30 protein-coding genes are annotated in these 26,616 nt (G+C 70.1%); 16 read left to right on the forward strand and 14 right to left on the reverse strand.

Going from position 1 to position 26,616, the window contains the following annotated elements:
- Positions 1 to 7: 7 nt before the first annotated feature.
- Positions 8 to 577: a DUF4142 domain-containing protein gene (locus VEC04_RS10665; protein WP_324776629.1), complete on the reverse strand. Its 570-nt coding sequence runs from the start codon at positions 575 to 577 to the stop codon at positions 8 to 10.
- 92 nt (positions 578 to 669) lie between these two features.
- On the opposite strand from VEC04_RS10665, the gene dusA reads away from it, so the two are divergent.
- Together dusA and VEC04_RS10675 are read left to right on the forward strand one after the other, a co-directional pair.
- A complete protein-coding gene (gene dusA / locus VEC04_RS10670; RefSeq protein ID WP_324776631.1) occupies positions 670 to 1,683 on the forward strand; it encodes a tRNA dihydrouridine(20/20a) synthase DusA in 1,014 nt (337 codons plus the stop codon).
- Between the two features lie 121 nt (positions 1,684 to 1,804).
- Entirely contained in the window at positions 1,805 to 2,116 is a 312-nt protein-coding gene (locus tag VEC04_RS10675) for a hypothetical protein (RefSeq protein WP_324776633.1), read from the forward strand.
- On the opposite strand, the gene VEC04_RS10680 is transcribed toward VEC04_RS10675, so the two are convergent.
- Entirely contained in the window at positions 2,113 to 2,781 is a 669-nt protein-coding gene (locus VEC04_RS10680) for a DUF4126 domain-containing protein (RefSeq protein ID WP_324776635.1), read from the reverse strand. The two genes, VEC04_RS10675 and VEC04_RS10680, sit on opposite strands and share 4 nt — an antisense overlap.
- 48 nt (positions 2,782 to 2,829) lie before the next feature.
- Here VEC04_RS10680 and VEC04_RS10685 point away from each other — a divergent pair, with 48 nt between their 5' ends.
- Positions 2,830 to 3,816: an SDR family oxidoreductase gene (locus VEC04_RS10685; protein WP_324776637.1), complete on the forward strand. Its 987-nt coding sequence runs from the start codon at positions 2,830 to 2,832 to the stop codon at positions 3,814 to 3,816.
- Positions 3,817 to 3,831: 15 nt separating this feature from the next.
- Here VEC04_RS10685 and VEC04_RS10690 read toward each other — a convergent pair whose 3' ends face one another.
- From VEC04_RS10690 to VEC04_RS10710, 5 genes are all read right to left on the reverse strand, one after another.
- Complete coding sequence (locus VEC04_RS10690) at positions 3,832 to 4,119, reverse strand: GNAT family N-acetyltransferase (protein WP_324776639.1); 288 nt, start codon at positions 4,117 to 4,119, stop codon at positions 3,832 to 3,834.
- Between the two features lie 118 nt (positions 4,120 to 4,237).
- Positions 4,238 to 4,636 carry a hypothetical protein gene (locus tag VEC04_RS10695; RefSeq protein ID WP_324776640.1) on the reverse strand — a complete coding sequence of 133 codons (399 nt, stop codon included), beginning with the start codon at positions 4,634 to 4,636 and terminating at the stop codon, positions 4,238 to 4,240.
- 11 nt (positions 4,637 to 4,647) lie between these two features.
- Complete coding sequence (locus VEC04_RS10700) at positions 4,648 to 5,406, reverse strand: hypothetical protein (RefSeq protein WP_324776642.1); 759 nt, start codon at positions 5,404 to 5,406, stop codon at positions 4,648 to 4,650.
- A gap of 83 nt (positions 5,407 to 5,489) precedes the next feature.
- Complete coding sequence (gene folB, locus VEC04_RS10705) at positions 5,490 to 5,894, reverse strand: dihydroneopterin aldolase (protein ID WP_414642670.1); 405 nt, start codon at positions 5,892 to 5,894, stop codon at positions 5,490 to 5,492.
- A 3-nt stretch (positions 5,895 to 5,897) separates the two neighbouring features.
- On the reverse strand, positions 5,898 to 6,656 hold the full coding sequence (locus VEC04_RS10710) for an SDR family oxidoreductase (RefSeq protein ID WP_324776644.1): 759 nt from the start codon (positions 6,654 to 6,656) through the stop codon (positions 5,898 to 5,900).
- A 154-nt stretch (positions 6,657 to 6,810) separates the two neighbouring features.
- On the opposite strand from VEC04_RS10710, the gene VEC04_RS10715 reads away from it, so the two are divergent.
- From VEC04_RS10715 to pgsA, 5 genes are read left to right on the forward strand one after another with little or no spacing between them, the layout of a single operon-like run.
- Positions 6,811 to 7,284, forward strand: a complete 474-nt coding sequence (locus tag VEC04_RS10715; protein ID WP_324776646.1) for an NUDIX domain-containing protein — start codon at positions 6,811 to 6,813, stop codon at positions 7,282 to 7,284.
- A gap of 9 nt (positions 7,285 to 7,293) precedes the next feature.
- Entirely contained in the window at positions 7,294 to 7,740 is a 447-nt protein-coding gene (locus VEC04_RS10720) for a DMT family transporter (protein WP_324776648.1), read from the forward strand.
- A 16-nt stretch (positions 7,741 to 7,756) separates the two neighbouring features.
- Positions 7,757 to 9,655, forward strand: a complete 1,899-nt coding sequence (gene uvrC, locus VEC04_RS10725) for an excinuclease ABC subunit UvrC (protein ID WP_324776650.1) — start codon at positions 7,757 to 7,759, stop codon at positions 9,653 to 9,655.
- 20 nt (positions 9,656 to 9,675) lie between these two features.
- Positions 9,676 to 10,299, forward strand: coding sequence for a carbonic anhydrase (locus tag VEC04_RS10730; protein ID WP_324776652.1), 624 nt, complete (start codon positions 9,676 to 9,678; stop codon positions 10,297 to 10,299).
- A gap of 57 nt (positions 10,300 to 10,356) precedes the next feature.
- Positions 10,357 to 10,992: a CDP-diacylglycerol--glycerol-3-phosphate 3-phosphatidyltransferase gene (pgsA, locus tag VEC04_RS10735; RefSeq protein WP_324776654.1), complete on the forward strand. Its 636-nt coding sequence runs from the start codon at positions 10,357 to 10,359 to the stop codon at positions 10,990 to 10,992.
- An 80-nt stretch (positions 10,993 to 11,072) separates the two neighbouring features.
- Here the strand turns inward: pgsA and VEC04_RS10740 are convergent, their stop codons facing one another.
- Both VEC04_RS10740 and VEC04_RS10745 read right to left on the reverse strand, forming a co-directional pair.
- Positions 11,073 to 13,136: a S46 family peptidase gene (locus VEC04_RS10740; protein ID WP_324776656.1), complete on the reverse strand. Its 2,064-nt coding sequence runs from the start codon at positions 13,134 to 13,136 to the stop codon at positions 11,073 to 11,075.
- Between the two features lie 189 nt (positions 13,137 to 13,325).
- Complete coding sequence (locus VEC04_RS10745; RefSeq protein ID WP_324776658.1) at positions 13,326 to 15,392, reverse strand: S46 family peptidase; 2,067 nt, start codon at positions 15,390 to 15,392, stop codon at positions 13,326 to 13,328.
- A gap of 162 nt (positions 15,393 to 15,554) precedes the next feature.
- Between VEC04_RS10745 and VEC04_RS10750 the strand changes: the two genes are divergently transcribed.
- From VEC04_RS10750 to VEC04_RS10760, 3 genes are read left to right on the forward strand one after another with little or no spacing between them, the layout of a single operon-like run.
- Positions 15,555 to 16,727, forward strand: a complete 1,173-nt coding sequence (locus VEC04_RS10750) for an ABC transporter permease (RefSeq protein WP_324776660.1) — start codon at positions 15,555 to 15,557, stop codon at positions 16,725 to 16,727.
- Positions 16,727 to 17,476, forward strand: a complete 750-nt coding sequence (locus VEC04_RS10755; protein WP_324776662.1) for an ABC transporter ATP-binding protein — start codon at positions 16,727 to 16,729, stop codon at positions 17,474 to 17,476. The genes VEC04_RS10750 and VEC04_RS10755 overlap by 1 nt, the downstream gene beginning before the upstream one ends.
- 32 nt (positions 17,477 to 17,508) lie before the next feature.
- Positions 17,509 to 18,525, forward strand: coding sequence for an efflux RND transporter periplasmic adaptor subunit (locus VEC04_RS10760; protein ID WP_324776664.1), 1,017 nt, complete (start codon positions 17,509 to 17,511; stop codon positions 18,523 to 18,525).
- 4 nt (positions 18,526 to 18,529) lie between these two features.
- Here the strand turns inward: VEC04_RS10760 and VEC04_RS10765 are convergent, their stop codons facing one another.
- Positions 18,530 to 19,327 carry a crotonase/enoyl-CoA hydratase family protein gene (locus VEC04_RS10765; RefSeq protein WP_324776666.1) on the reverse strand — a complete coding sequence of 266 codons (798 nt, stop codon included), beginning with the start codon at positions 19,325 to 19,327 and terminating at the stop codon, positions 18,530 to 18,532.
- A 70-nt stretch (positions 19,328 to 19,397) separates the two neighbouring features.
- Here VEC04_RS10765 and VEC04_RS10770 point away from each other — a divergent pair, with 70 nt between their 5' ends.
- Together VEC04_RS10770 and VEC04_RS10775 are read left to right on the forward strand one after the other, a co-directional pair.
- Positions 19,398 to 19,595, forward strand: coding sequence for a DUF1289 domain-containing protein (locus VEC04_RS10770; RefSeq protein ID WP_324776668.1), 198 nt, complete (start codon positions 19,398 to 19,400; stop codon positions 19,593 to 19,595).
- Between the two features lie 76 nt (positions 19,596 to 19,671).
- On the forward strand, positions 19,672 to 20,175 hold the full coding sequence (locus tag VEC04_RS10775; RefSeq protein ID WP_324776670.1) for a retropepsin-like aspartic protease family protein: 504 nt from the start codon (positions 19,672 to 19,674) through the stop codon (positions 20,173 to 20,175).
- Here the strand turns inward: VEC04_RS10775 and VEC04_RS10780 are convergent.
- Positions 20,172 to 20,996 carry a sulfite exporter TauE/SafE family protein gene (locus VEC04_RS10780; RefSeq protein ID WP_324776672.1) on the reverse strand — a complete coding sequence of 275 codons (825 nt, stop codon included), beginning with the start codon at positions 20,994 to 20,996 and terminating at the stop codon, positions 20,172 to 20,174. The two genes, VEC04_RS10775 and VEC04_RS10780, sit on opposite strands and share 4 nt — an antisense overlap.
- Positions 20,997 to 21,108: 112 nt before the next feature.
- On the opposite strand from VEC04_RS10780, the gene VEC04_RS10785 reads away from it, so the two are divergent.
- Complete coding sequence (locus tag VEC04_RS10785; protein WP_324776674.1) at positions 21,109 to 22,197, forward strand: hypothetical protein; 1,089 nt, start codon at positions 21,109 to 21,111, stop codon at positions 22,195 to 22,197.
- A 95-nt stretch (positions 22,198 to 22,292) separates the two neighbouring features.
- Entirely contained in the window at positions 22,293 to 23,795 is a 1,503-nt protein-coding gene (locus VEC04_RS10790) for a hypothetical protein (protein ID WP_324776676.1), read from the forward strand.
- Here the strand turns inward: VEC04_RS10790 and VEC04_RS10795 are convergent.
- The 3 genes from VEC04_RS10795 to VEC04_RS10805 all read right to left on the reverse strand — a co-directional run bounded on the left by VEC04_RS10795 (position 23,792) and on the right by VEC04_RS10805 (position 25,920).
- On the reverse strand, positions 23,792 to 24,310 hold the full coding sequence (locus VEC04_RS10795; protein WP_324776678.1) for a methylated-DNA--[protein]-cysteine S-methyltransferase: 519 nt from the start codon (positions 24,308 to 24,310) through the stop codon (positions 23,792 to 23,794). The genes VEC04_RS10790 and VEC04_RS10795 overlap by 4 nt on opposite strands.
- 2 nt (positions 24,311 to 24,312) lie before the next feature.
- Entirely contained in the window at positions 24,313 to 25,101 is a 789-nt protein-coding gene (locus tag VEC04_RS10800) for an isocitrate lyase/phosphoenolpyruvate mutase family protein (protein WP_324776680.1), read from the reverse strand.
- A 117-nt stretch (positions 25,102 to 25,218) separates the two neighbouring features.
- Positions 25,219 to 25,920, reverse strand: coding sequence for a hypothetical protein (locus VEC04_RS10805; protein ID WP_324776682.1), 702 nt, complete (start codon positions 25,918 to 25,920; stop codon positions 25,219 to 25,221).
- Between the two features lie 158 nt (positions 25,921 to 26,078).
- Here VEC04_RS10805 and VEC04_RS10810 point away from each other — a divergent pair.
- The coding region (locus VEC04_RS10810) for a DEAD/DEAH box helicase family protein (RefSeq protein WP_324776684.1) at positions 26,079 to 26,616 on the forward strand (538 nt) is incomplete at its 3' end.

Raw genomic sequence — 26,616 nt, forward strand, 5'->3', positions numbered from 1 at the left:
CCGGCGGTTACATGGCCGCCCTGATCGCCTCCGCCTGACGCAGGTGAGCCTCGATCTTGGGAACCACCGAGCGGGCGTGGGCCGCCAGCGGCGAATCCTGATCGGAGAAGCCGCGATGCAGGGTCAGCGCCTCGTTGTGGGCCGCGATCTGCTGGTCGACCCAGGTCCGGTCGAAGTTTTCCGCCGAGGCGGAGCGCAGGTTGTCGATCAGGCCCTGACGGCGCTGGTCCAGGGCGGTGGGCGGCGTCATGTCCGGGGCCGCCTGCGGCAGCATGGCCTTCATGGCGTTCGACGCGGCCGTGTGGTCGGCCTTGATCATGTTGGCCAGTTCCTTGACCTGGGCGTTCTGCGACCGCTCGAGCGCGATGTCGGCGGCCTGGATCTCGTACATGTCGCCCATGGCGGCGTTCGGCACATAGGCCGACACCATATTGGAGCCCATGGTCGCTGCCGAGGTCTGTCCGACGGGGCCGGCGGCCATGTCCTGCGCCTTGTCGACGGCTTCCGGGCTCCGCTCCTGATTGCAGGCGGCCAGCAGGGTGACGCAGGCGACGCCGGCGAGAATTGGTCTGATCATGGAAAATCCTCCTAGAGCCCGATGAACCGGGCCGAATGCCAAAGGTTCCCAAGCTCGCGCCGGAGCCGACTTCGGTGTATGGAGCGCGCCCGATGGACCGCCGCCTCTCGATCGCCCCCATGATGGACTGGACCGACCGGCACTGCCGGGCGTTCCATCGCGTCCTCACGTCGCGGGCCCTGCTCTATACCGAGATGGTCACGGCCCCGGCCGTGATCCACGGCGACCGCGAGCGCCTGCTGGGCTTCGATCCGGTCGAGCACCCCGTCGCGCTGCAGCTCGGCGGCTCCGACCCGGACCAGCTGGCCGAGGCCGCCCGCATCGGCGCGGCCTTCGGCTATGACGAGATCAACCTCAACGTCGGCTGCCCGTCCGATCGGGTGCAGTCTGGCCGCTTCGGCGCCTGCCTGATGCGCGAGCCGTCGCTGGTCGCCGAGTGCATGGCCGCGATCAAGGGGGCGGTCTCCGTCCCCGCCACCGTCAAATGCCGCATCGGCGTCGACAACCAGGACCCGGAGGTGGCGCTGTTCGAGACTGTCGACGCCTGCGCCGCCGTCGGCGTCAAGGTCTTCATCATCCATGCCCGCAAGGCCTGGCTGCAGGGGCTGTCGCCGAAGGAGAACCGGGACGTGCCGCCGCTGGACTACGCCCTGGTACGCCGGCTCAAGCGCGAGCGGCCGCATCTGTCCGTTACCATCAACGGCGGCGTCGCCTCGTTGGACGAAGTCGAGGCCCACATGGACGCCGCCGACGGCGTTCAGCTGGACGGCGTCATGCTGGGCCGCGCCGCCTATCACGAGCCCGCCATTCTCGGCCAGGCGGACCGGCGGCTGTTCGGCGCCCCGACAGCCGATGTCGACGCCTTCGAGGCCGTCGGCCGCTATCGCCCCTACATGGCCGCCCGGCTGGCGGAGGGCGCGCATCTGTCGGCCATGACCCGGCACATGCTGGGCCTGATGCACGGACGGCCGGGCGCGCGCGCCTTCCGCCGCATCCTCACCGTCGAGGCGGTCAGGCCGGGGGCTGGGCTCGAGGTGGTCGACCGCGCCGTCGACGTGGTGCGAGAGGCCGAGGCCCGCATCGAGCTGCGCACCGAAGCCGCCTGAAGGCGCCCGGCGCCGGTTTCGTGATGCAACGGAGGCACACCGGCGGCGGTTGTCGCCCGTTTACCCTTTCGCGCGGGAACGGAGCGGCGCCGCTTCGCATTCGGCTTGGCAGGAGTTCCCCATGCCCAAGAGTCCGCCCGCCAAGCCTGACCTGCGCCTCGTTCCCGGCGACGCTGAGATCTACGACCTGATGCGCACGCCCGAGACGACCGCGGAGCGCGTCAAACGGCTGCAACTCGAGGCCCGCGCCCTCGCGGTCGAGCAGGTCGAGGCGCTCGAGCGGGTGCTGCTCGAGGCCTCGCGCATGGCCAAGGAGATCGCCGACGGCGGCGACGCCTATCCGGTGGGCGCGCGCGAACTGGCCGGGCGGCTTTCCGCCGATCTGCCGGCCAAGGCCGAGACCCTGAAGGCGATCGTCAGCCGAATCCTCTAGGCGAGCCGCTCCTCGCGCCGGTTCCGGATATGACGGGCCAGTCGGAACACGATGACGGCCAGCACGATCAGAACCAGCGGAATGACGATCGGGGCGAGGAAGGCCACGATCACGGTGAAGAAGGCCAGTACGTCCTCGATCAGCGACACTACCGGATTGCCCAGCCCGCCCGTCGTCGCCGTCGAGCCGACCCGCACCCCTGTCTGGGCCGCATTGAACGCCAGGGCCGCGGGCGCGCCGACGATCAGCCCCGCCACCGCCGCCATGGCCGGGTCGACCGCCCAGAATACGCTTCCCGCCGCGACCGCCCCGGCGACCGGCCGGGTGACGTAGCCGATCGCGTTCAGGCCGTGGTCGATGGCCGGGACCTTGTCGCCGAGGAACTCCGCCGTCGTCGCTACCCCCAGCGCCGCGATCGCCGGCCATGAGACCAGCCAGTCCATCTGATCGATCAGCCGCACGCCGAACACCTCGATCCGCGCCGCCAGGGCCAGCATCAGCAGCGGCAGGAAGGTCCTCAACCCAGTCGCCGAAGCCAGCCCCAGCCCCAGCAGGGCGGGCAGTATCCACACCTGCATCGGCCCCGCCGCCGCGCCCAGCGCCTCGACATCGAACTCCGGCATCGCCGCCTCCTTGAACCGCCCCGCTACAATGCGCGGGAACACCCGCCCGCTCCATCGACTTTCCGGTCATCCCCGCAACAGGAGCCAACCATGGACGACCGCTTCGAACACCGCGCCGAACGCATCGCCGAACAGGAGCGGAAAATTCAGGCCGGGATCGACGCCAAGGCGTCCGGCGGCGGCGGATCGAAGGAGGAGGGCGCGGTCCAGGCCGGAGCCCGCAAATACCCGGAGCCGCCCTTCCCGGAACAGCACCAGCGCAAGCCAGGCGACGAGGCCGCCCTCGATCCGGCGCCGATGTACGACGCGCCGTTCTGGAAGGGCTCGGGCAAGCTGGACGGCATGGCGGCGATCATCACCGGCGGCGACTCCGGTATCGGCCGCGCCGTGGCCGTACTGTTCGCCCGCGAAGGCTGCGACATCGCCATCTGCCACCTCGACGAGGAAAAAGACGCCGAGGACACCAAGGCCGCCGTCGAAGCCGAGGGCCGCCGCGCTATCGTGCTCAAGGGCGACGCCGCCGATCCGGCCTTCTCCGAAGCGTCCGTGAAGGCCACCCTCGACGCCTTCGGCCGGCTCGACGTGGTCGTACCCAACGCCGCCTTCCAGGAACACGTCGAGGCGCTCGAGGACCTGACCCTCGAGCATTTCGACCGAACGCTGAAGACCAATCTCTACGGCTACTTCAACCTGGTGAAGGCGGCGGTCCCGCACCTGAAACCCGGCGGCTCGATCGTCATGACCGGCTCGGTCACCGGCATCGAGGGAAGCGAACGACTGCTCGACTATTCTATGACCAAGGGCGGCATCCACGCCTTCGCCCGCTCGCTCGGAACGCACCTCGCGCCGAAGGGAATCCGCGTCAACGTGGTCGCGCCCGGCCCGGTCTGGACGCCGCTGAACCCCGCCGACCAACCGGCGGAGAAGGTCGCCGAATTCGGCTCGAAGTCGGTGATGAAACGCCCGGCCCAGCCGGAGGAGATCGCCCCCGCCTTCGTCTTCCTCGCCTCACCGCAATGCTCCAGCTACATCACCGGCGAAATCCTGCCGGTGATCGGCGGCTACGGAGGCGGCTGATCCGGCGCGCCGACCTCAGGCAACGATGTCGCTGTATTCATTGTGCCGCTTCAGCCAGACCACGGCGTAGCTGCAGCGCGGGGCCAGTTTCAGCCCCTCGGCCCGGGCGTGCTCCGCCAAGGCCTGCATGAAGGTTCCCGCCGCGCCCGTGCCTCTCAGCGCCGGGTCAGCCTCGACATGCAGAATGATGCGCGTCCGTCCCTGCACGGCGTAATCGGCGAACACCGTGCGCATCTCGCCCTCGGCGTCGGCGAATCCCTGCTCGAACCGCTGGCGAGCGACCACGTCACGCAGATCGGTCATGGGGACTCCTGACGGCTATGTCGCCGGGCCGACACAGGGCCAACTCCAGCAGGCGTCATGCGTTCCTCGTCGAGCGTCGGTTATCGTACGTTTCGAGGCGACGTGTCGCCCCGGCGCCTCAGGGCGCCCGGTCGCCCAGCAGGTTGATCAGGCCGAAGATGCTCTTCACGGTGAACCAGACGCTGATCAGGAACCACGCCAGCAGGAATAGCAGCAGGAACGGAATGCCGATCAGGATCATGCTGGCGAGGACGCTGACGCCGATCGCGATCCAGCACGCAATGGTCCACCAGAACACCGACCAGAACAGTCGGATCTGGGCGTTCAGGTGTTCGAGAGGCAGGCCGGCGGCCGAGCTCCTTCCCGCGTAGGCGACGACCAGCCCGACGAGGACCAGCACGTTCGCGCTGGGGATCGACAGGATGTACAGCGCCCAGGCGATGAGGGCGGCGACCTTGCCATCGCCATCTCCGCCGGGGCGGAAGACCGGTTCGTCACGCGAGGAGGGGGACGTCATGGCGAGCTCCTTCAGATCCACCAGCCGCGGGGATCGGCGATCGGCCGCCCCGCCTTCAACGACCAGACCCCGGCGGCGCCGCGCGCGACCAGCCACAGCGCCGCGAGAAACATGATGGCGGGGCCCAGCCCGAACGGCACCAGGAAGAAGATCACCCCTACCGTGACGGCAACGGCCGCGGTCCACAGCGTGCGCTGCTGATAGATGAAGTGCGATTGCGCCAGCGGGTCCTCCGGCCCGGCCCGGCCGGTGACCGCGAGCAGACCGATGATCGCTGACACCCCGAGAGTCGGGACGGCGAAGAGGATCAGTGCATAGACAGCGTACAGGCCCATGCCGCCTCCTGGGATGGCCGGGGGCTCGCGCCGCCGCGGGCGGGTCGAGAACTCGGGCGAGGGTTCAAAGATTGCGGCGGCGGAGACCGGGGCCGCGGATGGCGCGGTCGTTACGGGCCCAGGCGCCACGGGGGGCGCCGGCTCGGCCGGTGCGGGAACAGGCTCCGGCTCCGGCTCGATCGGGATGTCGGCGGTGACGGAGGCGATCGGCGTCGGCGCCGGGTCGGACGTCACGGGCGCCGGATCCGGTTCCGGTTCAACCGGGACCGAGGCGGCGACAGAGGCCGTGAACAGATCGGGCCCCGGTTCGGGCTGCGGCTCCGGCATCCCGGGGGTCCCGGGTGTCCGGACGCGGCCCTGCAGCGACGCCGGAGAGGCGAAGCCGACGAGATCGTCGTGGTCGTCAGGCGCTTGCGGATCGCCGGGTTCGGCCATGGGGGTCCTTCGAGTCCTCGTATCAGAATGACGGTCCGCCGCCGGGGGCGCAACAGCTGAACGCGTCGGCCTGACGCCCCGGGTCAGCGCGCCAGCGTCACCTCGCAGCCGGGGGCGACGGCGCCGTCCAGCGCGCCCGGCTTCTCGATGCGCACGGTGCAGCGCCGCACCCGGGCATCGGCCAGCATGGCCATCGCCAGCCGTTCGGCGAAGGTCTCCACCAGCCCCACATGCCCCTCGGTCGCGATGGCCCGCGCCGCCTCAGCGACCGTCTCGTAGTTGATGGTGTCGGCCAGCCGCTCGACGGCCGCCGGTGCGAGATCGAGGCTGACGTCGATGAGCAGCCGCTGCAACCGACCCAGTTCGTGATCGTGCACGCCGATGCCGGCGGCGACCTCCAGTCCCCGCACGAAGACGGTCAGGCCTTCGCGGCGTACGCCGGAGGACGCGTCGGCGCCCGGGAAGGGCAGGGGCGATGAGGCGGCCACAGGCTACTCCACGATGTCCGGGGTTTGCCAGGCCAGATGCTGGCCCCCGTCGACGGCGATCATCTGGCCCGTCACCAGTTCGGCGTCCACCAGCCATCGCACGGCCTCGGCCACGGCTTCGGGATTTCCGGGCCGCGCCAGCGGAATCGCGGCGGCTTCGGCGGCGAAATCCTCCGCGGTCTGGTGGATCGACGGCAGCGTCGGACCGGGCCCGACGCCATTTACCCGGATGCGCGGCGCCAGCGCCTGGGCCATGGTCCGGGTGGCGTGCCACAGGGCGGATTTGGACAGGCCGTAGGAGAAGAAGCGCGGATCCGGCTTGAGCACCCGCTGGTCGAGGATGTTGACGATGGCTGATCCGTCCGGCGCCTGACGGGCGAATGCCTGGGCCAGCAGCACCGGCGCGCGCAGATTGGTGTCGAGATGCCGGCTCCAGCTGTCGCCGGTGATGGTGTCCAGCCGGTCGTCGGCGAACACCGAGGCGTTGTTCACCAGCACCGACAGCGGCCGCAACGCCGCGGCCGCTCGCCCGATCAACTCGTGGGTGGCGACCACGTCCCTGAGGTCGGCCGGCAGGGCGACGGCTTGCCGGCCCAGGCCCTGGATCTCGCGCGCCAGATCGGCGACCTCGTCGTCCGAGGCCCGGTGGTGGATGGCGATGTCGAAGCCGGCGCGGGCCAGCTCGAGACAGATGGCCCGGCCGATGCGCCTGGCCCCGCCGGTGACGAGGGCGGCCCCGTTTCGGGCCGACGGCTCAGTCAACCCGGCCGAACTCGATGAAGTTGATCGCGGCGAGAACGGCCACGAAGCCGAGGATGATGTAGAGGGCCAGCATGCGATGCTCCTGTGTCGGCGCCCGCAATAAAGCGCGCGGCCCGGCTGTTCAAGCAGCCGTCAGGCCCTATCGTTCCTCCCCATGACGACGTGGCGCGCCAGCATCGAGCCCTTCACCCGCCCGCTGTTCTTCGCCTGGTCACGGATGAGCCGGGGCATGACGCTCGGCGTGCGCGGCGTGGCGGTGGACGGCGATGGTCGCGTGCTGCTGGTCAAGCACACCTATCTGCACGGCTGGTGGCTGCCAGGCGGCGGTGTCGAGCGCGGCCAGTCCTGCGAGGAGGCCCTGATCCGCGAGATGCGCGAGGAAGCCGGCGTCATCATCCAGGGGCGCCCGGTCCTGCTCAGCATCCACGCCAATGAGCGCTTCTTCCGCGGCGACCATGTCCTGGTCTACCGCATCGACCAATTCGCGCTGACCGACCGCACCAGCCGCGGCGAAATCGCCGAGGTCGGCTGGTTCGACCCCTGCGCCCTGCCGGAAGACACTCACCGAGCGACGCGGGACCGTCTGGCGGAGGTATTGGGCGATGCGGAATGCGCGACAAGCTGGTAGCGAGGCTCCATGAACCCCTCCCTCCTGGCCATGCTGGCCGTGGTCCTCGGCGGCGCCGCCACCTCTCTCCAGGCGCCGACCAATGCGAAGCTGATGGGCGCCGTCGGCTCGCCGGTGAACGCCGCCTTCGTTTCGTTTGCGGTGGGAACCGCGGCGCTGGGCATCCTCGCCCTCGTGCTGCAGGTCAGGCCGGATATGGCCGCGTCGCGCGCCCTGCCGTGGTACGCTTGGGTCGGCGGGCTGTACGGGGCGATTTTCGTGGTCGCGGCGGCCTGGGGCGTGCCGCGGCTGGGCGTCGCCACCACCATCATCCTGATGGTCGCCGGCCAGCTGCTGCTCAGCGTGGTGCTGGATCATTTCGGGGCCATGGGCATGCCGAGACAACCGATCAGCCTCGGCCGCGTCGCCGGCGTCGGTCTCGTGATCGCCGGCGTCCTTATGGTCCGGAAGTTCTAGGCCTATATCGGTCGGGATGACCGAGGAGACGATTCCCGCCGCCGCCGAGACGCCGCCCTCGCTGGTCGCCGCCGACCTGATCCGCGACGAGGCCCGGCGCGCGCCGGACAAGCCCGGCGTCTACCGCATGTACGGCGAGGACGGTGTCTGCCTCTACGTCGGCAAGGCGCGTTCGCTGAAAAAGCGCATCCTCCAGTATGCGCAGGGCCGGTTCCACACCCAGCGGATCGGCCTGATGGTGTCGCTGACGCGCTCGATGGAGCTGGTCGTCACCGCCTCCGAGACCGAGGCCCTGCTGCTCGAATCCAATTTCATCAAGAAGCTGAAGCCGCGCTTCAACGTGGTGCTGCGCGACGACAAGTCGTTCGCCGAGCTGATGATCCGCCGCGACCACCGCGCACCGCAGGTCCGCAAGCACCGCGGCGCCCACACCATGAAGGGCGACTATTTCGGTCCCTTCGCCTCGACCTGGGCGGTCAACCGCACCCTGACCACCCTGCAGAAGGCCTTCCTGCTGCGCTCCTGCTCGGACAGCGTCTACGAGACCCGCACCCGTCCCTGCATGCTGCACCAGATCAAGCGCTGCTCCGCGCCCTGCACCGGCCTCATCTCGCTCGAGGACTACGGGGGGCTGGTCGACGAGGCCGAAGCCTTCCTGCGCGGCAAGTCCCGCGCCGTCATCGGCCGCCTGTCGCAGGAGATGCAGGCGGCGTCCGACGCCATGGATTTCGAACAGGCCGCCCGGGTCCGCGACCGCATTCGCGCCCTCTCCGCCATCGCCATGGAGAATTCCGTCAGCGCCGAGAGCGTCGCCGAGGCCGACGTCTTCGCCCTGCATTCCGACGGCGGCCAGGCCTGCGTGCAGGTGTTCTTCTATCGCGCCGGCCAGAACTGGGGCGGCCGCGCCTATTTCCCGCGCGTCGACCGCGTCGACACCGATCCGGAAATCCTCGCCGCCTTCCTGGGCCAGTTCTACGAGGACAAGCCGGTGCCGCGGCAGATCCTGTCCAACGTCGTGCCGCACGAGAAGGAACTGCTGGAGGAGGCCTTCTCGACGAAGGCAAAATCCGTCGACGGCCGCCGGGTGGTCAGCATCGAACGGCCCGCAAGGGGCGACCGCAAGGCGCTGGTCGACCACGCCCTGACCAACGCCCGCGAGGCGCTGGGCCGGCGCATGGCCGAGAGCTCGGCCCAGGGCAAGATCCTCGACGAGGTCTGCGAGGTATTCGGGCTGGAGGGCCGGCCCGAGCGGATCGAGGTCTACGACAACTCGCACATCCAGGGGACCAATGCGGTCGGCGGCATGATCGTCGCGGGGCCCGACGGCTTCCGGAAGACCCAGTATCGCAAGTTCAACATCCGCGGCGACGAGCTCACGCCCGGCGACGACTACGGCATGATGCGCGAGGTGCTGCGCCGCCGCTTCGGCCGCCTGATCAAGGAAGAGGAGGCCGGTGAGGAGGTCGATCGTCCCGACCTGGTTCTCATCGACGGCGGCGCCGGCCAGCTGGCGGAGGCGGTCACGGTGATGGCCGAACTGGGCGTCCACGACATCACCGTCGTCGGCGTCGCCAAGGGGCCGGACCGCGACGCGGGGCTGGAGCGGTTCTTCATGCCCGGCAAGCCGCCCTTCATGCTCCCCCTGAAGTCGCCGGCTCTCTACTACCTGCAGCGCCTTCGCGACGAGGCCCACCGCTTCGCCATCGGGGCGCACCGCACCCGCCGCTCGATGGACATCAAGAAGAATCCGCTCGACGAGATCGAGGGCGTCGGCCCCGGCCGCAAGAAGGCCCTGCTGCACGCCTTCGGCTCGGCCAAGGGCGTCTCGCGCGCCTCCGTCGCCGATCTCGTCAAGGTCGAGGGCATTAACCAGCCGCTCGCCGAACGTATCCACGCCTTCTTCCGTAAGGCGTGATCCCGTTCTAGAAGCGGCCTATGTCCAACGAATCCGCCGACGCCCTTCTCTCGGGCTACCGCCGTTTCCGCGAGGGTCACTGGGCCCAGGCCAAGGCCGAGTACGAGGCGCTCGCAACCGAAGGCCAGCGCCCGCACACCCTGGTCGTGGCCTGTTCCGACAGCCGCGCCGACCCGGCGCTGATCTTCGACACCGCGCCGGGCCAGCTGTTCGTGGTTCGCAACGTCGCCAACCTGGTGCCGCCCTACCAGCCTGACGGGCGGCTGCACGGCGTCTCGGCGGCGCTGGAATTCGGGGTCAAGGTGCTAAACGTCTCGCGCATCGTGGTCATGGGCCATGCCCACTGCGGCGGTGTGAACGCCATGCTCAACGGCGCCCCCGCCAACTGCCAGGACTTCGTCGCCCCGTGGGTGGCCCAAGGCGCGCCGCTCGTGCGCCGGGTGGCCGAGGCCGTCGAGCCCGATCAGGTCGAGCAGGCCGCCGAGGAAGCCGTGGTCCGCCTGTCGCTCGACAACCTCCGCACCTTCCCGTGGATCGCCGAGCGCGAGGCGGCCGGCGAACTGGCCCTCACCGGCCTGCATTTCGGCATCGCCGACGGCATCCTGCGCGCCCTGACGGGTCCCGGACGCTTTGAGGCGCTGTAGCCTCGCTTCATGCAGCGAAGCGTGGCAGATCCGCGTTGAAGGCAGCGGAGCCCTTTCATGACCCCCACCCATCACGCCAACCCCATTCCCAACATCCTGACGGGCCTGCGCCTCTTCGCAGGGGTGGTGATGTTCCTGATCCTCGCGGGCGCCGCGCCGCAGGGCATCCCGGTCCTGTCCGACTATTTGAGCCCGGACGACCAGTTCCGCCTCGGTCGGACCGCCTTCGTCATCTTCGTCGTGGCGGCCTCGACCGACTGGGTTGACGGCTACCTGGCGCGGCGCTGGCACGCCACTACCCGCTGGGGCGCCATTCTCGACCCGATCGCCGACAAGGTGCTGGTCACCGGCGCCATTCTTGGCGTTCTCGCCTGGGGTTCGGTGGCCCAGAGCGCGATTCCCTGCGGTCTGATCCTGTTCCGCGAGTTCGCCGTCTCGGCACTGCGTGAAACCGTGGCGGGCAAGGTCAAGCTGCCCGTCACCCTGCTCGCCAAGTGGAAGACCATGCTGCAGATGGTCGCCCTGGGCGCTCTTCAGATCGCCCTGCTCTGGGACGGCTTCGGCTGGCCGCTGGAGTGGCAGCCGCACTTCCAGACGTTCGCCTACGTGCTGATCTGGGTCGCCGCGATCGTCACCCTCTGGACCGGCTGGCAGTATTTCTCGAAGGCCCAGCAGAAGATGAGCCAGCTGTAGGGAGTAGGGCCCGGGTCGTAGGGATCAGGTCGTGGGGCCGGGAGCTTCTTGCCTGCTCCCCAAGCCCCAAGCCCTCTTGCTCACTCGACCCCCAGTTCCTCCACCAGCCGTTCCATCCCGTAAACGTCCCTCAGCGCCGCCGTGACCGCGCCGGTGGTCACGATCACCGAACGGTTGACGTTGGGGTCGTAGCCGTAGGCGTTGCGCTGGGTCAGCACGGTGGAGTCGAAATTGGCCCCGAGGATCTCGCCCGCCTCGTTGACGACCGGCGAGCCCGACGAGCCGCCGATGGTGTCGGACGACAGCGTCATGTTCATCACCGTATCGCCGTCGATGCGGTCCCGGGCGGCCAACAGCTTGGGAGCGACGTCGAAGGGCGGGGCTCCGGTGGCGCGGTCCCACAGGCCCGCGAACGTGGTGAAGGGGCCCCAGCGCTGGCCGGGCACGTCCGAACCCTCGATCTTGCCGTAGGTCAGCCGCAGCGTGCCGGTGGCGTCCGGGTAGACGCTGTCGCCGTAGGCCCGGAAGCGCAGGGCGGCCAATTGTTCCGAGGCGCGATCGGTCGGCGCCTGCACCCGCGTCTCCCACTCCGAGCGGATCGCCCGGGTTTCGTCCTGGATCGACAGCAGGTAGCGGATCAGCGGATCCTCCGAGGCCTCGACGGCCGCCAGACCACCCTCCCACAGCGCGCGGCGGACGGCCGGGTCTGCCAAGGTCGTGCCCTCGACCAGCCGGGCCGACAGGCCCTCCGGGGATTCCCGGCCCAGCAAGCCGCGCACGCGGGGGTCGTCGACGGTCAGCCACTCGCGCGTCTTGGACAGCCACCATTCCAGCCGGACCTGCTCCAGCGACGGATAGACCGGCCGTTCGGCGAACAGGCCCGACTGCACCGCCGCCAGCCGGCTGTCAGCGTATTCGGGCAGGCGCTCGGCCGAAGGCTTTTCGCGCTCTTGGGCGCCGCGCACCAGGGTGCGGGCCCAGCTGAACAGCTGCGAGTTGCCGCCGGGCGAGGTCGTGCCCATGCCCGTGCCGCCTTCCAGCAGGGCCATGGCTGGATACAGTTCACGCGCGACCGGCTGCACCGCAGCAAGCTCGGACCACGGATCGGCCGCCCCGGCCCGGGCGCGGAAGTCCGCCTCGGCTTCGGCCTTCATGGTCATGAAGGCCGGATCGGTCAGCGCCCGCATCCGCCCCAGGCCGCGCTTGTAGGTGTTCTCCAGCCCGACGATCGGGTCCATGGCGATGAAGGCGTTTTCCTCGCTCTCCTCGGAGAAGCGGATCAGCCGCCCGCGCAGTTCCGAGGCGATCAGTTGGTCCATCGGCAGGACCACGTCGCGGACGGTCATCAGCTGGTCCTGGGTCAGCAGGCGCTGGGTCGCGCCCGGGCTGCCGGCCACGAACACCGGCGTGCCCTCCACCGGCCTGTCGGCGTTCCACTTGAAGTGGGTCGGCGTCGCCACCGGCTGGCCGTTCTCGTAGAGGCGGATGAAGGCGGCATCGATCGCGAAGCGCGGGAAGCTGAAATTATCGAGGTCGCCGCCGAAGGTCGCCGCCGGGTCCTCGGGGGCCCAGGCCAGGCGCACGTCGGTGTAGCGGCGGTATTTGTAGAGCTTGAACTGCCCGCCGCGGTACAGGCTGACCACCTGACAGCGGATCGTGGCGTCGCCGGCGCAGGCCTCCTGCTCGATCCGCCCGGCCTCGGCGTCGCGCGCCTGCGTGAAAGCCTGTCCCTCGAGCCCGGCGCCGGCGGCGTGCATGCGCTCGGTCACGTCGGAGATGTCGGTCAGGATCTCGGCCGACCCGCCGGGACATTTCAGCTCATCCTCGCGGGTGCGTGGGGCGAAGCCGGTCTCGGAATAGTTGACCTCGGGCGTCGACAGGTTGGCCACGCAGGTGGCGACGCAGTGGTTGTTGGTCATCACCAGGCCCTCGCCCGAGACGATCCCCGCCGAACAGCCGCCGAACTTGACTGACGACAGCCGCACCCGGTCCAGCCACGCCTGGTCTATATTCGTGCCCAGCGTCTGGTTGGCCCGCGCGATGGGGAAGTTGTCGAACGTCCACATGCCTTCCTCGGCCTGGGCCGCCGAGCCGGCGGCGAGGGTCAGAGCGATGGCGGTCAGGGTGATCTGGAGGTTACGCATCAAAATCTCCTGTCCTTCTCCCCTTGCGGGAGAAGGAGGCGGCCGAAGGCCGACGGATGAGGGGTCTTGCCGACGGTTGCCGACGTCGGCCGGACCATGAATGACGAAGGGGTCGCCCGGCAAGACCGGTGCGACCCCTCATCCGTCAGGCTGCGCCTGACACCTTCTCCCGCAAGGGGAGAAGGAGCATCAGTCGACGCCCAGTTCCTCGAGGATGCGCGGGTTCGGATAGACCGTGCGCAGCACCTCGGTGATCGCCGCCGTCGAGACCGACACCGTGCGGTTCAGCTCGCCGTCGTAGCCAAAGGCGCCGCCCAGCGAGTGGATGTTGCCGTCGAAGGCCGCGCCGATCACCTCGCCCTCGGCGTTGATCACCGGCGAGCCGGAGTTGCCGCCGATGATGTCGTTGGTCGAAACGAAGTCGTAGACGACCTCCTTGTTCACGTCGTCCTCGTGATCGGCGAAGGCCTGGGCCAGGTTGAAAGGCTCCGAACCCGTGGCCCGCTCGTACAGCCCGCCGATGTAGGTGAACGGCGGCACCGTCACGCCGCGATAGGTCCAGCCCTTCACCTCGCCGTAGGACAGGCGCAGGCTGAAGGTCGCGTCGGGGTACTGGTTGGTGCCGTAGACGGCGAACCGGGCCTGGGCGACCTTTTCGGCCGCGCGGGCGGTGGGCGCGTTCACCTCGGCGGCCCAGCGGTCGCCGATCGCCTTGGCGGCGTCGTCATTGGCCGCCACGAAGGCGAGCAGGGGATCGGCCGCCTTCAGCTGCTCCAGCGTCATCCCCGCCGCCTCGCGACGGAAGTTCGCGTCGGCCATCCGGGTGCCGTCGATCAGCCGTTCAGCCAGGGCTTCGGGGCTCTCGCGGCCCAGCAGCGCCTTCACCTGCGGATGGTCGACCGTCAGATATTCCCGCGTCTTCGACAGCCAGTAGCGCATCCGGATCTCTTCCATGTCGGTCGAGATCGGAGTCTCCTCGCCCATCATGGACGCCAACTGCGCCCGGCGTTCGGCCGGCAGATCGGCCTTGGCGGCACGGACCAGCGTCTTGGCCATCTGGTAAAGTTGCGAGCCGCCGCCGGCCGCCTGCTCCAGCTGGCGGTAGGGCAGGTAGAGATCGCGGGCGACGCCCTGCACCGCCTCCAGCTCCGTCCACGGATCGCCGATTTGCTGCAGCAGGTTGGGGTCGGCCGCGACGCGGGCGCGCAGTTCGGCCTCGGCCTCGCGCTTGGCGGCCATGAAGGCCGGATCGGTCAGGGCGCCCTGCTGGCCGTAGTAGACCTTGAAGCTGTTCTCGAGGCCGAAGATCGGGTCGAACGAGACGCGCTTGGCTTCGTCGCCGGTCAGCGAGTACTCCAGCAGGCGGCCGCGCAGCTCCGAGGCCTGAATCAGCGTGACCGGCAGCTGCTGGTCGCGCAGCCGCTCGAGCTGGCTCATGGTCAGCAGCCGCGAGGTCGAGCCGGGGTTGCCCGACACGAAGGTGACGTCGCCTTCCTTCGGCGCCTCGGCGTTCCACTTCAGGAAGTTCGGCGTCTCGGCCGGCTGGCCGTTCTCGTAGGCCCGCAGGAAGCCTGCATCCAGGGCGTAGCGCGGGAAGTTGAAGTTGTCGGGGTCGCCGCCGAAGAAGGCCGCCTGGTTCTCGGGCGCGAACACCAGCCGCACGTCGTCGTATTTGCGGAACTTGTGCAGGCTGTACTGCCCGCCGCGATACAGGCTGATCACCTGGCAGCTGAACTTCGGATCGCCCGCGCAGGCCTCGCTCTGGATGCGGTTGGTCTCGGCCTGCCGCGCGGCGTTGAAGGCGGCGCCTTCCAGACCGGCGCCGGCGGCGCGGACGCGCTCGGTGACGTCAGTGATCTCGGTCAGCACCTCGGCCGTCTGGCCGGGGCAGCGAACCTCCTCTTCGCGCGTCCCGGCGGTGAAGCCGTTCTTCACATAGTCCCGTTGCGCGTCCGACAGCTCCTGGGCGCAGCCGACGACGCAGTGCCAGTTGGTCAGGATCAGCCCCTCGTCGGAGACGAAGGAGGCGGAGCAACCCTGGATGCGCACCGAGGCGTTGCGCACCCGGTCGAGCCACGCCTGGTCGATGCGGGTGCCGTATTTCTGGTTCACCGTCTGGACCGGGAAGTTGTCGAAGGTCCACATTCCCTCGTCGGCGCGGGCGCTCGAGGGAGCGGCCGCCACGGCCAGGGCGCCGGCCACGGCGGCGCTGGAAGCAGTCACCGAAACGGCGGACCGAAGCGAACGAAGGTTCATGCCGAAGACGTCTCCAGAGGACCCGGCTCCCGCCGGTTCAGTTAAGTCACTCTACCTAGCGCCGATGAACGAAGCCCGTCCACACGCCCTTAACCCGATTTAACTTGGCCCCGATCATCGGCGCCGTCAGATAGCGGCGTAACCCGGGGGCCGATCTCTTCGATGTCGCTTGCACTCTCCACCCTGCTCTATGAGTGGCGGCGCTATATGGCGGCCGTGATGGCGCTGGCGCTGTCCGGCCTGCTGGTGCTCGCCATGACCGGAGTCTTCATCGGCATCGGCAAGGGCTTCACCGCGACGATCGAGCGCTCCAGCGCCGACATCATCATCATGCAGCCCGGCGCCAAGAGCCTGATGGGCGGCCCGTCGGGCGTGCCGCGCCGCTTCATTCCGCTGGCCTATCGCAATCCCGAAGTGGTCGAGGTCCAGCCGCTGGACGGGGCGGGCGGCTCCTTCCAGTCGGTCAAGAACGTCGACCCGACCATGTCCCAGGCCGACCGGGCCAAGATGGGCGCGCCGCGTCAGGAGTTCGTCCAGACCAGCATCATCGACACCACCCCGGGCGCGGTGACCATCCCGACCGACTACTCGCAGGAACTGGTGGACGCGCTGCGCCAGCCCTACACCGTCGCCATCGATGAAACGGCCATCGCCAAGCTGGGCGTCGAGCTGGGCGACAAGGCCCTGTACAACGGCCAGACCGTCACCGTCGTGGGCGTGACCCGCGGCTATCCCAACATGATGCAGGCCACCATCATCATGTCCCGCGACACCCTGCGCATGGTGGGCCAGGCCGACACCGGTCCGCGCGTGGGGCCGCTGATGGTGAAGCTGCGCGATCCGGCGCAGGCTGAGCGCGTCGCCGCCGAGCTGAACGCCCAGGGCGGCGGCCAGTGGAAGGCCTGGACCCGTCAGGAGCTGGCGGACGCCAATGCCGGCGCGATGTTCGAGGAAGGCATTCTGGTGATCATCATCGGCGGCTGCGTGGTGCTGGGCACCATCATCGGCGTGTCCATCACCTGGCAGACCCTGCGCGGCGCGATCATGGCCAACATCAAGGAGTTCGCCTCCCTGCGGGCGCTCGGCGTCGGCATGGGTTCGCTGCGCCGCATCGTCATGGAGTTGAGCTTCTGGGTCGGGTGCGTCGGCGTGGTCGCCGCCATCTTCCTGACGTGGCTGATCCAGATGCTGGCCATGGCCAACGCGGTGATCATCGCCCTGCCGCCGGTCCTGCTGATCATTGTCGGCGGCGGCCTGATCATCATCGCCATGCTGTCGGGCCTTCTCTCCCTCGGCATCCTCAAGAACAGCCAGCCCGCGGACCTGCTGCGATGATGACGACGAGGGTTCACGGCAAGCACGGCGACTTCGCCATCGAGGCCAAGGGCCTCGTCAAGCGGTTCAAGTCCGGCAAGAGTTTGGTCGAGGTCCTGAAGGGCGTGGATTTCGACGCCCGCCACGGCGACCTCACCATGGTCATGGGGCCTTCGGGGTCCGGCAAGTCAACGCTGATCGCGGCGCTGTCCGGTCTGCTCCGTCCCGAGGAGGGTCGCGTCGACACCCTCGACGTCGACGACCTCTGGAAGCTCTCGTCCGGCCGGATCGACAAGTTCCGGCTCGACCACTGCGGCTTCATCTTCCAGGGCTTCAACCTGTTCCCGGCTCTGACCGCGCTTCAGCAGGTCGAGGTCGTGCTCAAATTCCAGGGCCTCTCCAAGGGCGACGCCACGCGCCAGGCGAAGCTGACGCTGGAGGAGGTCGGTCTCGGACCGCGCCTGCACCAGAAGCCGTCATCCCTGTCCGGCGGCGAGAAGCAGCGGGTGGCCATCGCCCGCGCCCTCGCCAAGAACCCCCAGATCCTCTTCGCCGACGAACCGACTTCCGCGCTGGACGGCGAGAACGGCCAGATCGTCATTCGCCTGCTCCGCCGGGCCGCCACCGAACACGGCGCCGCCGTCATCTGCGTGACCCACGACCCCCGCCTCGAAGCCTGGGCCGACCGGGTCATCCACATCGAGGATGGCGTCATCATCGACGACCAGCGCCGCATCCCCAATCCCGACGCCACCCTGGCCTCGCACTGACCGATCCCAAGGACCGAACCCCAATGTTCCGCATGCCCCGTTTCCTCAAGAACAAATGGCTCTGGATCGGCCTGGTCCTGATCATCCTCGCCGTTGTCGGCTTCAACTTCATGCAGGCCGACGCCGCAAAGAAGAAGGCGGACGGGGAAAAGGCGGCCGCCCAGAAGGTCGAGAGCCCCTACGCGGCCATCGCCAACGGCAAGGTCGACGTCGAGGGGGGCATCATCCAGATCGCGGCCCGCCGCGGCGGCGTCGTCCGCGAGGTGCTGGTGCAGGAAGGCGACCGGGTCGTCGCCGGCCAGATTCTCGCGCGTCAGGAAGACGACGAGCCCCGCCTCGCCCTGCAGAGCGCCGCCGCTGACGTCGCCCAGGCCGAGAGCCAGCTCCGCCTTATCGAGGTGGACATACGCACCGCGCAGCGCGAGTACGACCGGCTGCAGCGCCTGGTCGACACCAATTTCGTCGCCGCCCAGCGCCTCGACCAGGCCCGCGACGCCATCGCTTCGGCCCAGGCCCGGCTGACCTCGCAGCAGGCCGCCGTTCAGACCGCCCGAGCCCGTCGCGACCAGGCCGCCTACAATGTCGAGCTCACCGTCATCCGCGCCCCGCAGAGCGGCCGCATCGTCCGCCGCTACGCCAACCCCGGCGCCGGCGCCTCGACCCTGAACGTCTCGACCATGTTCGACCTCGAGCCGGACTCCCCGCGCATCGCCCGCGCCGAGATCGTCGAGAGCGACATTCCCAATGTGACCACGGGTCAGGCGGTCGAGATCACCCCCGAGGGCGACCCCTCAAAGGTCTACGTGGGCACGGTCCTGCGCCGCGCCGCCGTCTTCGGCGCCCGCAAGCTGGCCTCGGACGACCCCTCGCAGCGCTCGGACGAACGGGTGGTCGAGGTGGTGGTCACCGCCGGCGACGCTCCGCTGCTGATCGGCCAGCGCGTGCTGGTCAAATTCATGAAGCCCGGCCAGACCGCTGGCGCGCCCCGGCCCGCCGCCGTCGGCGTGCCCGCCGATCGCGCCATGCGCGCGCCGGCCAAGGTGGGCTGACCGATCAGCGGCCGGTGAACTCCGCCGGCCGCTTCTCCAGCACCGCCGCCACGCCCTCGGCGTGATCCTCCGTCAGATGGGCCAGCGCCTGCATGGCGGCGGTCATTTCCAGCATCTGGTCGAAATTGGCGTCGCGGCCCTGGCGCAGCAGGGTCTTGGCCATGCGCAGCGCCTGCGGCCCGTGCGCCGCGACCTTGCCGGCCACCTTCAGCGCCTCGTCCATCAGCGCGTCGGGCGCCACCACGTGGTTGATCAGCCCCCAGCCCTCGGCGGTCGCCGCGTCGATCGTTTCGCCGGTGAACAGCATCTCCGCCGCCCGGGCGTAGCCGACGTTCCGGGGCAGCAGCCACGCCCCGCCGTCGCCCGGCAGCAGCCCCAGCTTCAGGAACGGCACGCCGAACGACGCCTCGGTCGAGGCCAGCCGGATGTCGGCCAGGCCGGCGATGTCGCAGCCCAGCCCCATGGCCGGCCCGTTCACCGCCGCCACCAGCGGAACTTCCAGCCCGTACAGCGAGCGCACGATCCGGTGCACCACACGGCGGTAGCGTTCGCGGATCTCGGCCCCGGTGCCGGCGAACAGGTCGCGCCGGTCGCGCATCGCCTTCAGGTCGCCGCCGGCCGAGAAGGCCCGGCCCGCGCCGGTGATCACCACGCAACGCACGCCCGCGTCGGCGTTCACCGCCGCGCACGCCGCCGCGAAGGCCTCGCCGTCCTCGAGGTCGGGCAGGGCGTTCAGCCGCTCGGGCCGCGCCAGCGTCCATATCTCGATCGCGCCGCGTCGTTCCGTCTGGATCAGGCTCATCCGCCAGCAGTGCCCCATCCCGTCGCCGGCGACAATTCCCCACCGCCCGCCGAGCCGCTACTGATCGGCCATGTCCACGCCGCCCGGCCCGCCCCGCTCGATCGCCACCCCTTGCGTCAAGGTCTGCATCGTCGACGGCGCCAGCGGCCTGTGCCTCGGTTGCTGGCGCACCCTGGCCGAGATCGGCGGCTGGAGCGGGTTCACCGACGCGGAGCGGGCGCGGATCATGGCGGAACTCCCGGCGCGCGCCCGGGTCTCGAGGGCGTAACGCGCAGGCCCCCGTTTACCACCCGCCAACCATCCCTCTTCACTGCATCCCAACGGCGCCGTGCGACAACACGGCCATGCGGTTCGATCTGTCCTCCGCGGCCGTCATGGCCCTCGCCGTCGCCTCGGCCCTGACCACCGCCTGGTGGATGGACCACGCCGGCCTGCGCGGTTCCGCCCAGGCGGCCACGCCCGTCTCCGTCCCGGCCAGCGGCGCCGCCGGCCAGGTGCTCAAGGCCGCCGACGGCCACTACTGGGCCGACGCCGACATCGACGGCCGCGCGGTCCGGGTCATGGTGGACACCGGCGCCAGTGTCGTGGTCCTGACGCCCTCCGACGCCGCCCGCCTCGGACTGAAACTCACCGCGGCTGACTTCTCCGGCACGGCGCTCACCGCCTCCGGCCCCGTCCGCGCCGCCCCCGTCAAGCTTGACGCCGTCGCCGTCGCCGGCGCCCGCGTCACCTCCGTCGAAGCGCTCGTCGTCGAACAGGGCCTGCCGCACTCCCTGCTCGGCATGAGCTACCTCGGCCGGCTCTCTTCGTTCAGCGCCACGCCCGCCGGACTGACGCTCCGCCCCTAGAACGTCTTCGCCACCACCACCGCCGCCGTGGCCAGCAGATACAGCGCGAACGCCTTCCTCAGCACGCGCCGGTCCAGCGAATGCGCCAGCTTCGCCCCCCACGGCGCAACCGCCGTCGTCAGCACCGCCATCACCACCGCTCCCGGCACATTGACATAGCCCAGCGACAGGGGCGGCCGCCCGCCGGCGTCCCAGCCAAACACGACGAAACCCAGCGTCGCCGCCATCCCGATGGCGACGCCGAAGCCCGAGGCCGTCGCCACCGCCTGGTGGATTGGCCGCCCGCACAACGTCATCAGCATGCCGCCGAAGCTGCCGCCGCCGATGCCCATCATCGCCGACAGGCCGCCGATCGCCGTGCCGAACCCGCGCCGCCCCCAGCTCGTCGGCAGGTCCTTCCGCAGCACATAACGCTCGGGCATCAACCCCATTTGCGCCGCCACCGCCGCCAGGCAGACGCCATAGACGATGGCCAGCCCTTCCATCGAGGTGAGCCCCGCCACCGCCGCGCCGACCAGACCCCCGAACGCCACCCACGGCGTCCATGTCCTGAGCACGACCTCGTCCACCGCCCCATGCGTCCGGTGCGCTCTCAACGACCGCCAGGACGTCGCGACGATGGTCAGCAGCGACGTCCCGATGGCGGTGTGCAGATTGCCCTCGCCGCCGACCCCCAGCACCTCGAAGGCGTAGAACACCGCCGGCACGATCACCGTGCCTCCGCCCACCCCGAACAGGCCCGCCACGATCCCGCCGGCCAGCCCTGCGGCGATCAACGCGGCAAGCAGCATCAGAACTTCGTTCAGGGGCAGGGCGGTCATGACGCCAAGCTCTAGCGGAGCCGGGCGGGCGAGGGGAGGGCCCGCCCATCCGCAACCTTCCTCGCCCAACCCCGTTCTTCCCGCTCAAGGCATTCGCCGGAAAGAACCCCCCATGACTGCGATCCACACCCTGTCGGCCCTCGCGGCCGGCGCGCTGGCCCTGTCCGCCGCCGGCGCCGCGCAGGCCCAGACGCCCTACACCAGTTACCAGTCCGGCCCCGCCGGCGTCCCTTCGTCGTGCCGCAACGTCCAGCAACTGGCCAACGGCTATGTCTCCGCCGAATGCCAGACGGGCGGCGGCTTCCGCTGGAGCTCGATCCGCAGCGTCGACTGCCGCAGCGCCATCACCAACCGCGACGGCGTGTTGAGCTGCAGCGGGGCCACGGCCACGGTCGGCCCGCTTTATCCCGACGACTCCGGTGACTCCGGTTACGGCCCGCCCCCGGGGCAGAGCCAGCCCGGCGACGTCTTCGGCGCCCTGCTCGGGGCCCTGTTCGGCGTGCAGACCGCCGATCAGGGCGACCAGGTGCTCGACGAGGACTGGAGCCGCGGCCGCCGTCCCCTCTACCAGCGCCGCGCCGATCTCGACGCCCGTATCGACGCCGGCGTCCGCGACGGCTCGATCAGCCGCTACGAAGCGGATCGCCTGCGGGACGACTACGACACCCTCGTGCAGCTCGAGACCCGCTACGCCGCTGATGGCCGCATGACCACGACCGAGCGTCGCGATCTGCGCGACCGCTACCGGGCGCTGTCCCAGCGGGTCGGCGACGAACGCCGCGACGATGACGACTATGGCTACGGGTGGCAGCCGCTGGCCGACCAGCGGGCCGCCTTCCTCGCCCGCGTCGACGTAGGCGTGCGCGACCGTCGCCTGACCCGCAGCGAAGGCGCCCGCCTGCGCGCCGATTTCGACGCCCTGGTCCGGCTCGAGTCCGACTACCGCCGCGACGGCCTCAGCGCCCGCGAGCAGCAGGAGCTGGCCGCCCGGCTCGCCGACCTCGACCGTCGCATCGGCGACATCGCGTACGACGGCGGCTATGGCGCCGATCCGCGCGCCGCCCAGATCGAGGCCCGCATAACCGCCGGCGAGCGCAACGGCTCCCTCAGCCGCTCCGAGGCCGCCCGTCTCCGCGACGAACTCCGCGACCTGACGCGCCGCTGGGCCGATCTGGAGGCGCGGGTGGGCGTGCGGCGGTAAGGCTCGCCGCCAGCGGCCTTCCCCGGCGGCGGTTCATGGAATGTCTTTCCCACCTTGTCCCCTCCCGCTACGGTTGCCGGGCAGGGGGGAGTTCCATGATCCTTGAGTTGCTTCTGGCCACGGCCATATCCGTACCTCAGCCGGCAGTGACCGGGCTACCGCCCGCCGTCACGGGTTCCGTCCAGAGTGTCCCGGCGAAATCGATAGAGGAACTCTGGACCCGGCTTGGCGAGGCGATCGACGCGAACGACGCCCCGTCGGCGCTGATCGTGGCCAAACTCATAGCCGAACACCCTGATCTCGCGCGCGAACCCTTGGCTCGTCGGCGCGCCGTCGGCGATTTGCTGGGTCTGCTCTATGCCGGCGAGGGGCAGTACGCGACAGCGCTGCCCTACCTCATCGAATCGTCCGAACGGCAGGGGGCTTCAGCGAGTCTGTGGTTCAGCCGCATCGGCGCCCATGCGATGACCGAGGACCTGACCGCGGCGGCCCGCGCCATGATCGCCCTGCTGGACCGCCGTCCCGAGGTCATCGATGACCTGTCGGCCACCTATGTATTGCAACTCGAGGCTCATCCCGACGTCGACCCCGAGACGGCGTTCGCCCTCCGCTCCGCGCTCGATGAGGCCGGGTGGCGGAACCGCGACGGCTCCGGCGTCTGGGTTCGCCTCATCGACGACCTGCTCAAGCGAGACCGGCTCGATGAGGCCGTTCCGCTGGTCGAGCGGGTCACCAGCTCGGGAGGACTGCTCCAGTTGCACGCCATGCGCCGTTACGACGCCCTGCGCGCCGCGGCGGGCATGCCTGAACTGGATATCGCCGCCATCCTCGACGGCGAACTGGAGACTCTCCGCGTCGCGGCCGCGACTCCCGGCGCTACACACGAGGACCGCGTCGCCTATGCTTCCGCCCTGCACAGCCGGGGTCGGCGCCAGGAGGCGCTCGCCGTCACAGAGGCTGCGCTGGCGCTGCCTCCGCCCGAGCCCGGCTCGGACGATGACCGGGCCCTGACCTGGATCATGGACACCCGGGCGCGGTTGCTGATGGACCTGGATCGGCTGGACGAAGCAGTCGTGCAGATGCAGGCGGCCGCGAAACGGGACGAGGGCTCCGGCGGCAACGTCAGCCAGACCATAAACCTCGGCTGGTTCTATCTGAGGGCCGGCGACAACGCCCGGGCCATCGCCACCGTCAAGACACTCGATAGCGACATGGCCACGGGCTATGGCGTCATGCAGGCCATGCACGTGCGCGCCTGCGCCGCCCACGCTATGGGGGATCGCGTCACCGCCGGGCCGGCCTTCGCCCACATGGAGCAGAACTGGCGCGACGCGCCGCTGACCTGGGTCGAGGCCCAGGCCTGTCGCGGCGACGCCGACGGCGCCGCGGACGCCCTGCTGCTGATCCTCGCCGACGAATCCCTGGCCGACAGCGGCGTCAGCACCCTGCACAGCTACGAAGTGAACCAGCGGGCAACGGACTACGACCGCCGCATCGCCGAGGTGCTGGCCGTCGCCTATGCCCGGCCCGACGTGGTCGCCGCCCGTGATCGTCTGGCGCGCGCCCTCACGGTGCCGACCGCGGGAGCCCAGTTCTAGATCAGCAGCGCTCCCTCGTGGCGGAGCAGCCAGCCCTTCCGCTCCAGCCCGCCGCCGAAGCCGACCAGCGCCCCGTCCGCCCCCACGACACGGTGGCAGGCCAGCACCAGCGGGATCGGGTTGCGGTTCAGGGCCACGCCGGCCGCCTGGGCCGCGCCCGGCTCTCCGGCGCGCTTCGCCATCTCGCCGTAGCTGATGGTGACGCCCGCCGGCACCTCGGCCAGCGCCCGCCACACTCGGGCCTGAAAGCCGTCGCCGGCCGCCGCGCCGTCCAGCGACCACGGCGCGCGGGTCAAGGCTTCGCGGTCGCCGTCGAAATAGGCGGCGAGGGTGCGGGCGAGCGCCGCCGGAGTCTCGCCGTCTGCGAGGACGGCCTGCGGATACTCGCGCCGCATCGCCTTGATCAGCCCGTCTCCGAACGACAATCCGCGCAGCACGCCGCCGTCGTCGCAAGCCAGCGCCAGCGGACCGATCGGGCTGTCGAGCCAGGACAGGGTCAGGCCGGGCGGCGCCATGCTCAACCGGTCGCCGGCATCAGGGCGTTGAGCTCGCCCCAGCCCAGCGCGCCCTCCATCAGCGGCGCCGAACGGCCATCCGCGAGGAAGCCTCGGGTCAGCGCCGCCGCCCGGCCCAGCGCCGCGCCGACGATGGCAGAGCCGGCGCTCAGTCTGCGCACGCCCAGCCGCTCCAGCGCCGCCGCGTCGGGCAGTCCGGGATAGGCCAGCAGGTTCAGCGGCATGTCCGTCGACCGGACCAGTTCCGCGATGCCGGCCTCGTCGGTCAGCCCGGGCGCGAACAGCCCGTCCGCCCCAGCCGCCCGATAGATCGCGCCCCGCCGCGCCGCCTCGGCCACCCGGCTCTGCGCCGGGCCGACGCCCCTCAGCCAGACGTCGCAGCGGGCGTTGATGAACAGGTCCGGCCCCACGGCCGCCCGGATGGCTGCGATCTTGGCCGCCAGCGCTTCGGGCGCGCCGCCACCGTCCTCGATATTGATGCCCTGCGCGCCCGCCTCGACCACCGTCCGGGCCGCCGCCGCGACCGCCGCCGGATCGTCGGAATAGCCGCCCTCGAAGTCGACAGAGACCGGCAGCTCCTGCGCCGCCCGCACGACGTCACGCGTCGCCTGCGCCACCCGCTCGACCGGCAGGGCGTCCCCATCGGGCCAGCCCAGCGCCCACGCCACGCCCGCGCTGGTCGTGGCGATGGCCCTGGCGCCCAGCGAACGCATCAGCGCCGCCGAGCCTCCGTCCCAGGCGTTGGGCAGGATCAGCAGGCCGGATCCGTGCAGGTCTCGGAAGGCGGTCATGAAGGCTCCTCTGTTCAGGCCGCCAACATGGGGACGGCCGGGCCGCGCCGCTGGCGGTTTCCGGACATTCTCATCGTCCCTGCCGCCAGCCTGCTGTCAGCAGCCTTGCGGCCGCCGTTACGCCTGCGGCGGCGGCGTCCCCGCCAGCCGGCTGCGCGCCAGCTCGACGAAGCGGCCCTCGGGGAAGCGGTAGATGTATTCCTCCAGCGACGCCCGGTCCGTCTTGTCGATGCTGTCCCAGTACGCGCTGTCCGGATCCACCGGCCCCGCCGCCGGTCGAGCCGCCATCACCGGCAGACTCCGCCCGCTGAAGGCCATGAAGGCCGCCCCCGCCGCGCCGGCCAGCGCCAGCAGTTCCAGCCAGTAGCCGAATTTGGTGTCGATGCGGATCGCCTCGGCCATGGCCTTCTGCATCTCCGAGGCGTCGAAGATGGCGTTGGCGGCCGGGTCGTTCGACTCGTTCATCTTCTCGGTCATCTCGGATCGGAACGAGCCGATCATCAGCATCATGCCGACGGCGCTCAGCACCAGCGCCGCCGCGGCCGCGCCGCCCAGCCCCGCCGCCGCCCGCCGCACCGGCTTCAGCGCGAAACTCAGCGCCAGGCCGATGACGATCAGCGCCAGCGCGCCGATGGCCCACCACTGCGGATCGCGGTTCTCCGACACCTCCTGGTTCATCGCCTTGACCCCGCCGGTCACCAGGTCCAGGCCCGAGGCCTCCGCAAGCGGCGTGCCGTTGCACGACACCACCAGCCACGGCAGCACGAAGGCCAGCAGCGCCACGACCTTGGCCACGCGCGCGATGTTCATCCAGTTCATGCGGTTCCCCCGGTTGAGGCGGCAGACTACCACCGGAACGCCCAGGCGCCAGAGGTTCGCGTCCTGCCGCCACCCTGCTGTCAGCAGCCGGCCCGCCGCATCCCCTGCGGAGCGCGCACGTTATGGCGCTGCCGCCTCCCACCCCCTAGATTGCGTTCATGGCCCGTTCTCCCAGCAAATCCGGCAAGCCCGTCCACGTCCCCGGCCAAGGCGCGGGTCTCGCCGAGGCGCCCGCGCCGTTCCTCTTCGACCCGGCTGCGGCGAAGAACCGGATGCCGATGTTCGCGCCCGTCACCGGCCCGCGCCTGACGCCGGAGGAGGCCCCCGGCGCGCCCAGCGACTGGACCCCGCACCGCCCCGAACGGCCGGCCGGCCGCAAGCACATCCCCTTCCGGCTCGAGACGAAATACACCCCCGCCGGCGACCAGCCCTCGGCCATCGCCGAGCTCGTCGCCACGGCCAATGCGGGCGAGCGCGACCAGGTCCTGCTCGGCGTCACCGGCTCGGGCAAGACCTTCACCATGGCCAAGGTCATCGAGGCCACCCAGCGCCCCGCCCTGATCCTCGCCCACAACAAGACGCTGGCGGCCCAGCTCTACAGCGAGTTCAAGTCCTTCTTCCCCGACAACGCCGTCGAGTATTTCGTCAGCTACTACGACTACTATCAGCCCGAGGCCTACGTCCCGCGCACCGACA

Origin of the sequence: Brevundimonas sp., from assembly GCF_035626535.1 — a bacterium.
In the GTDB taxonomy this organism is placed as follows: Bacteria; Pseudomonadota; Alphaproteobacteria; order Caulobacterales; family Caulobacteraceae; genus Brevundimonas.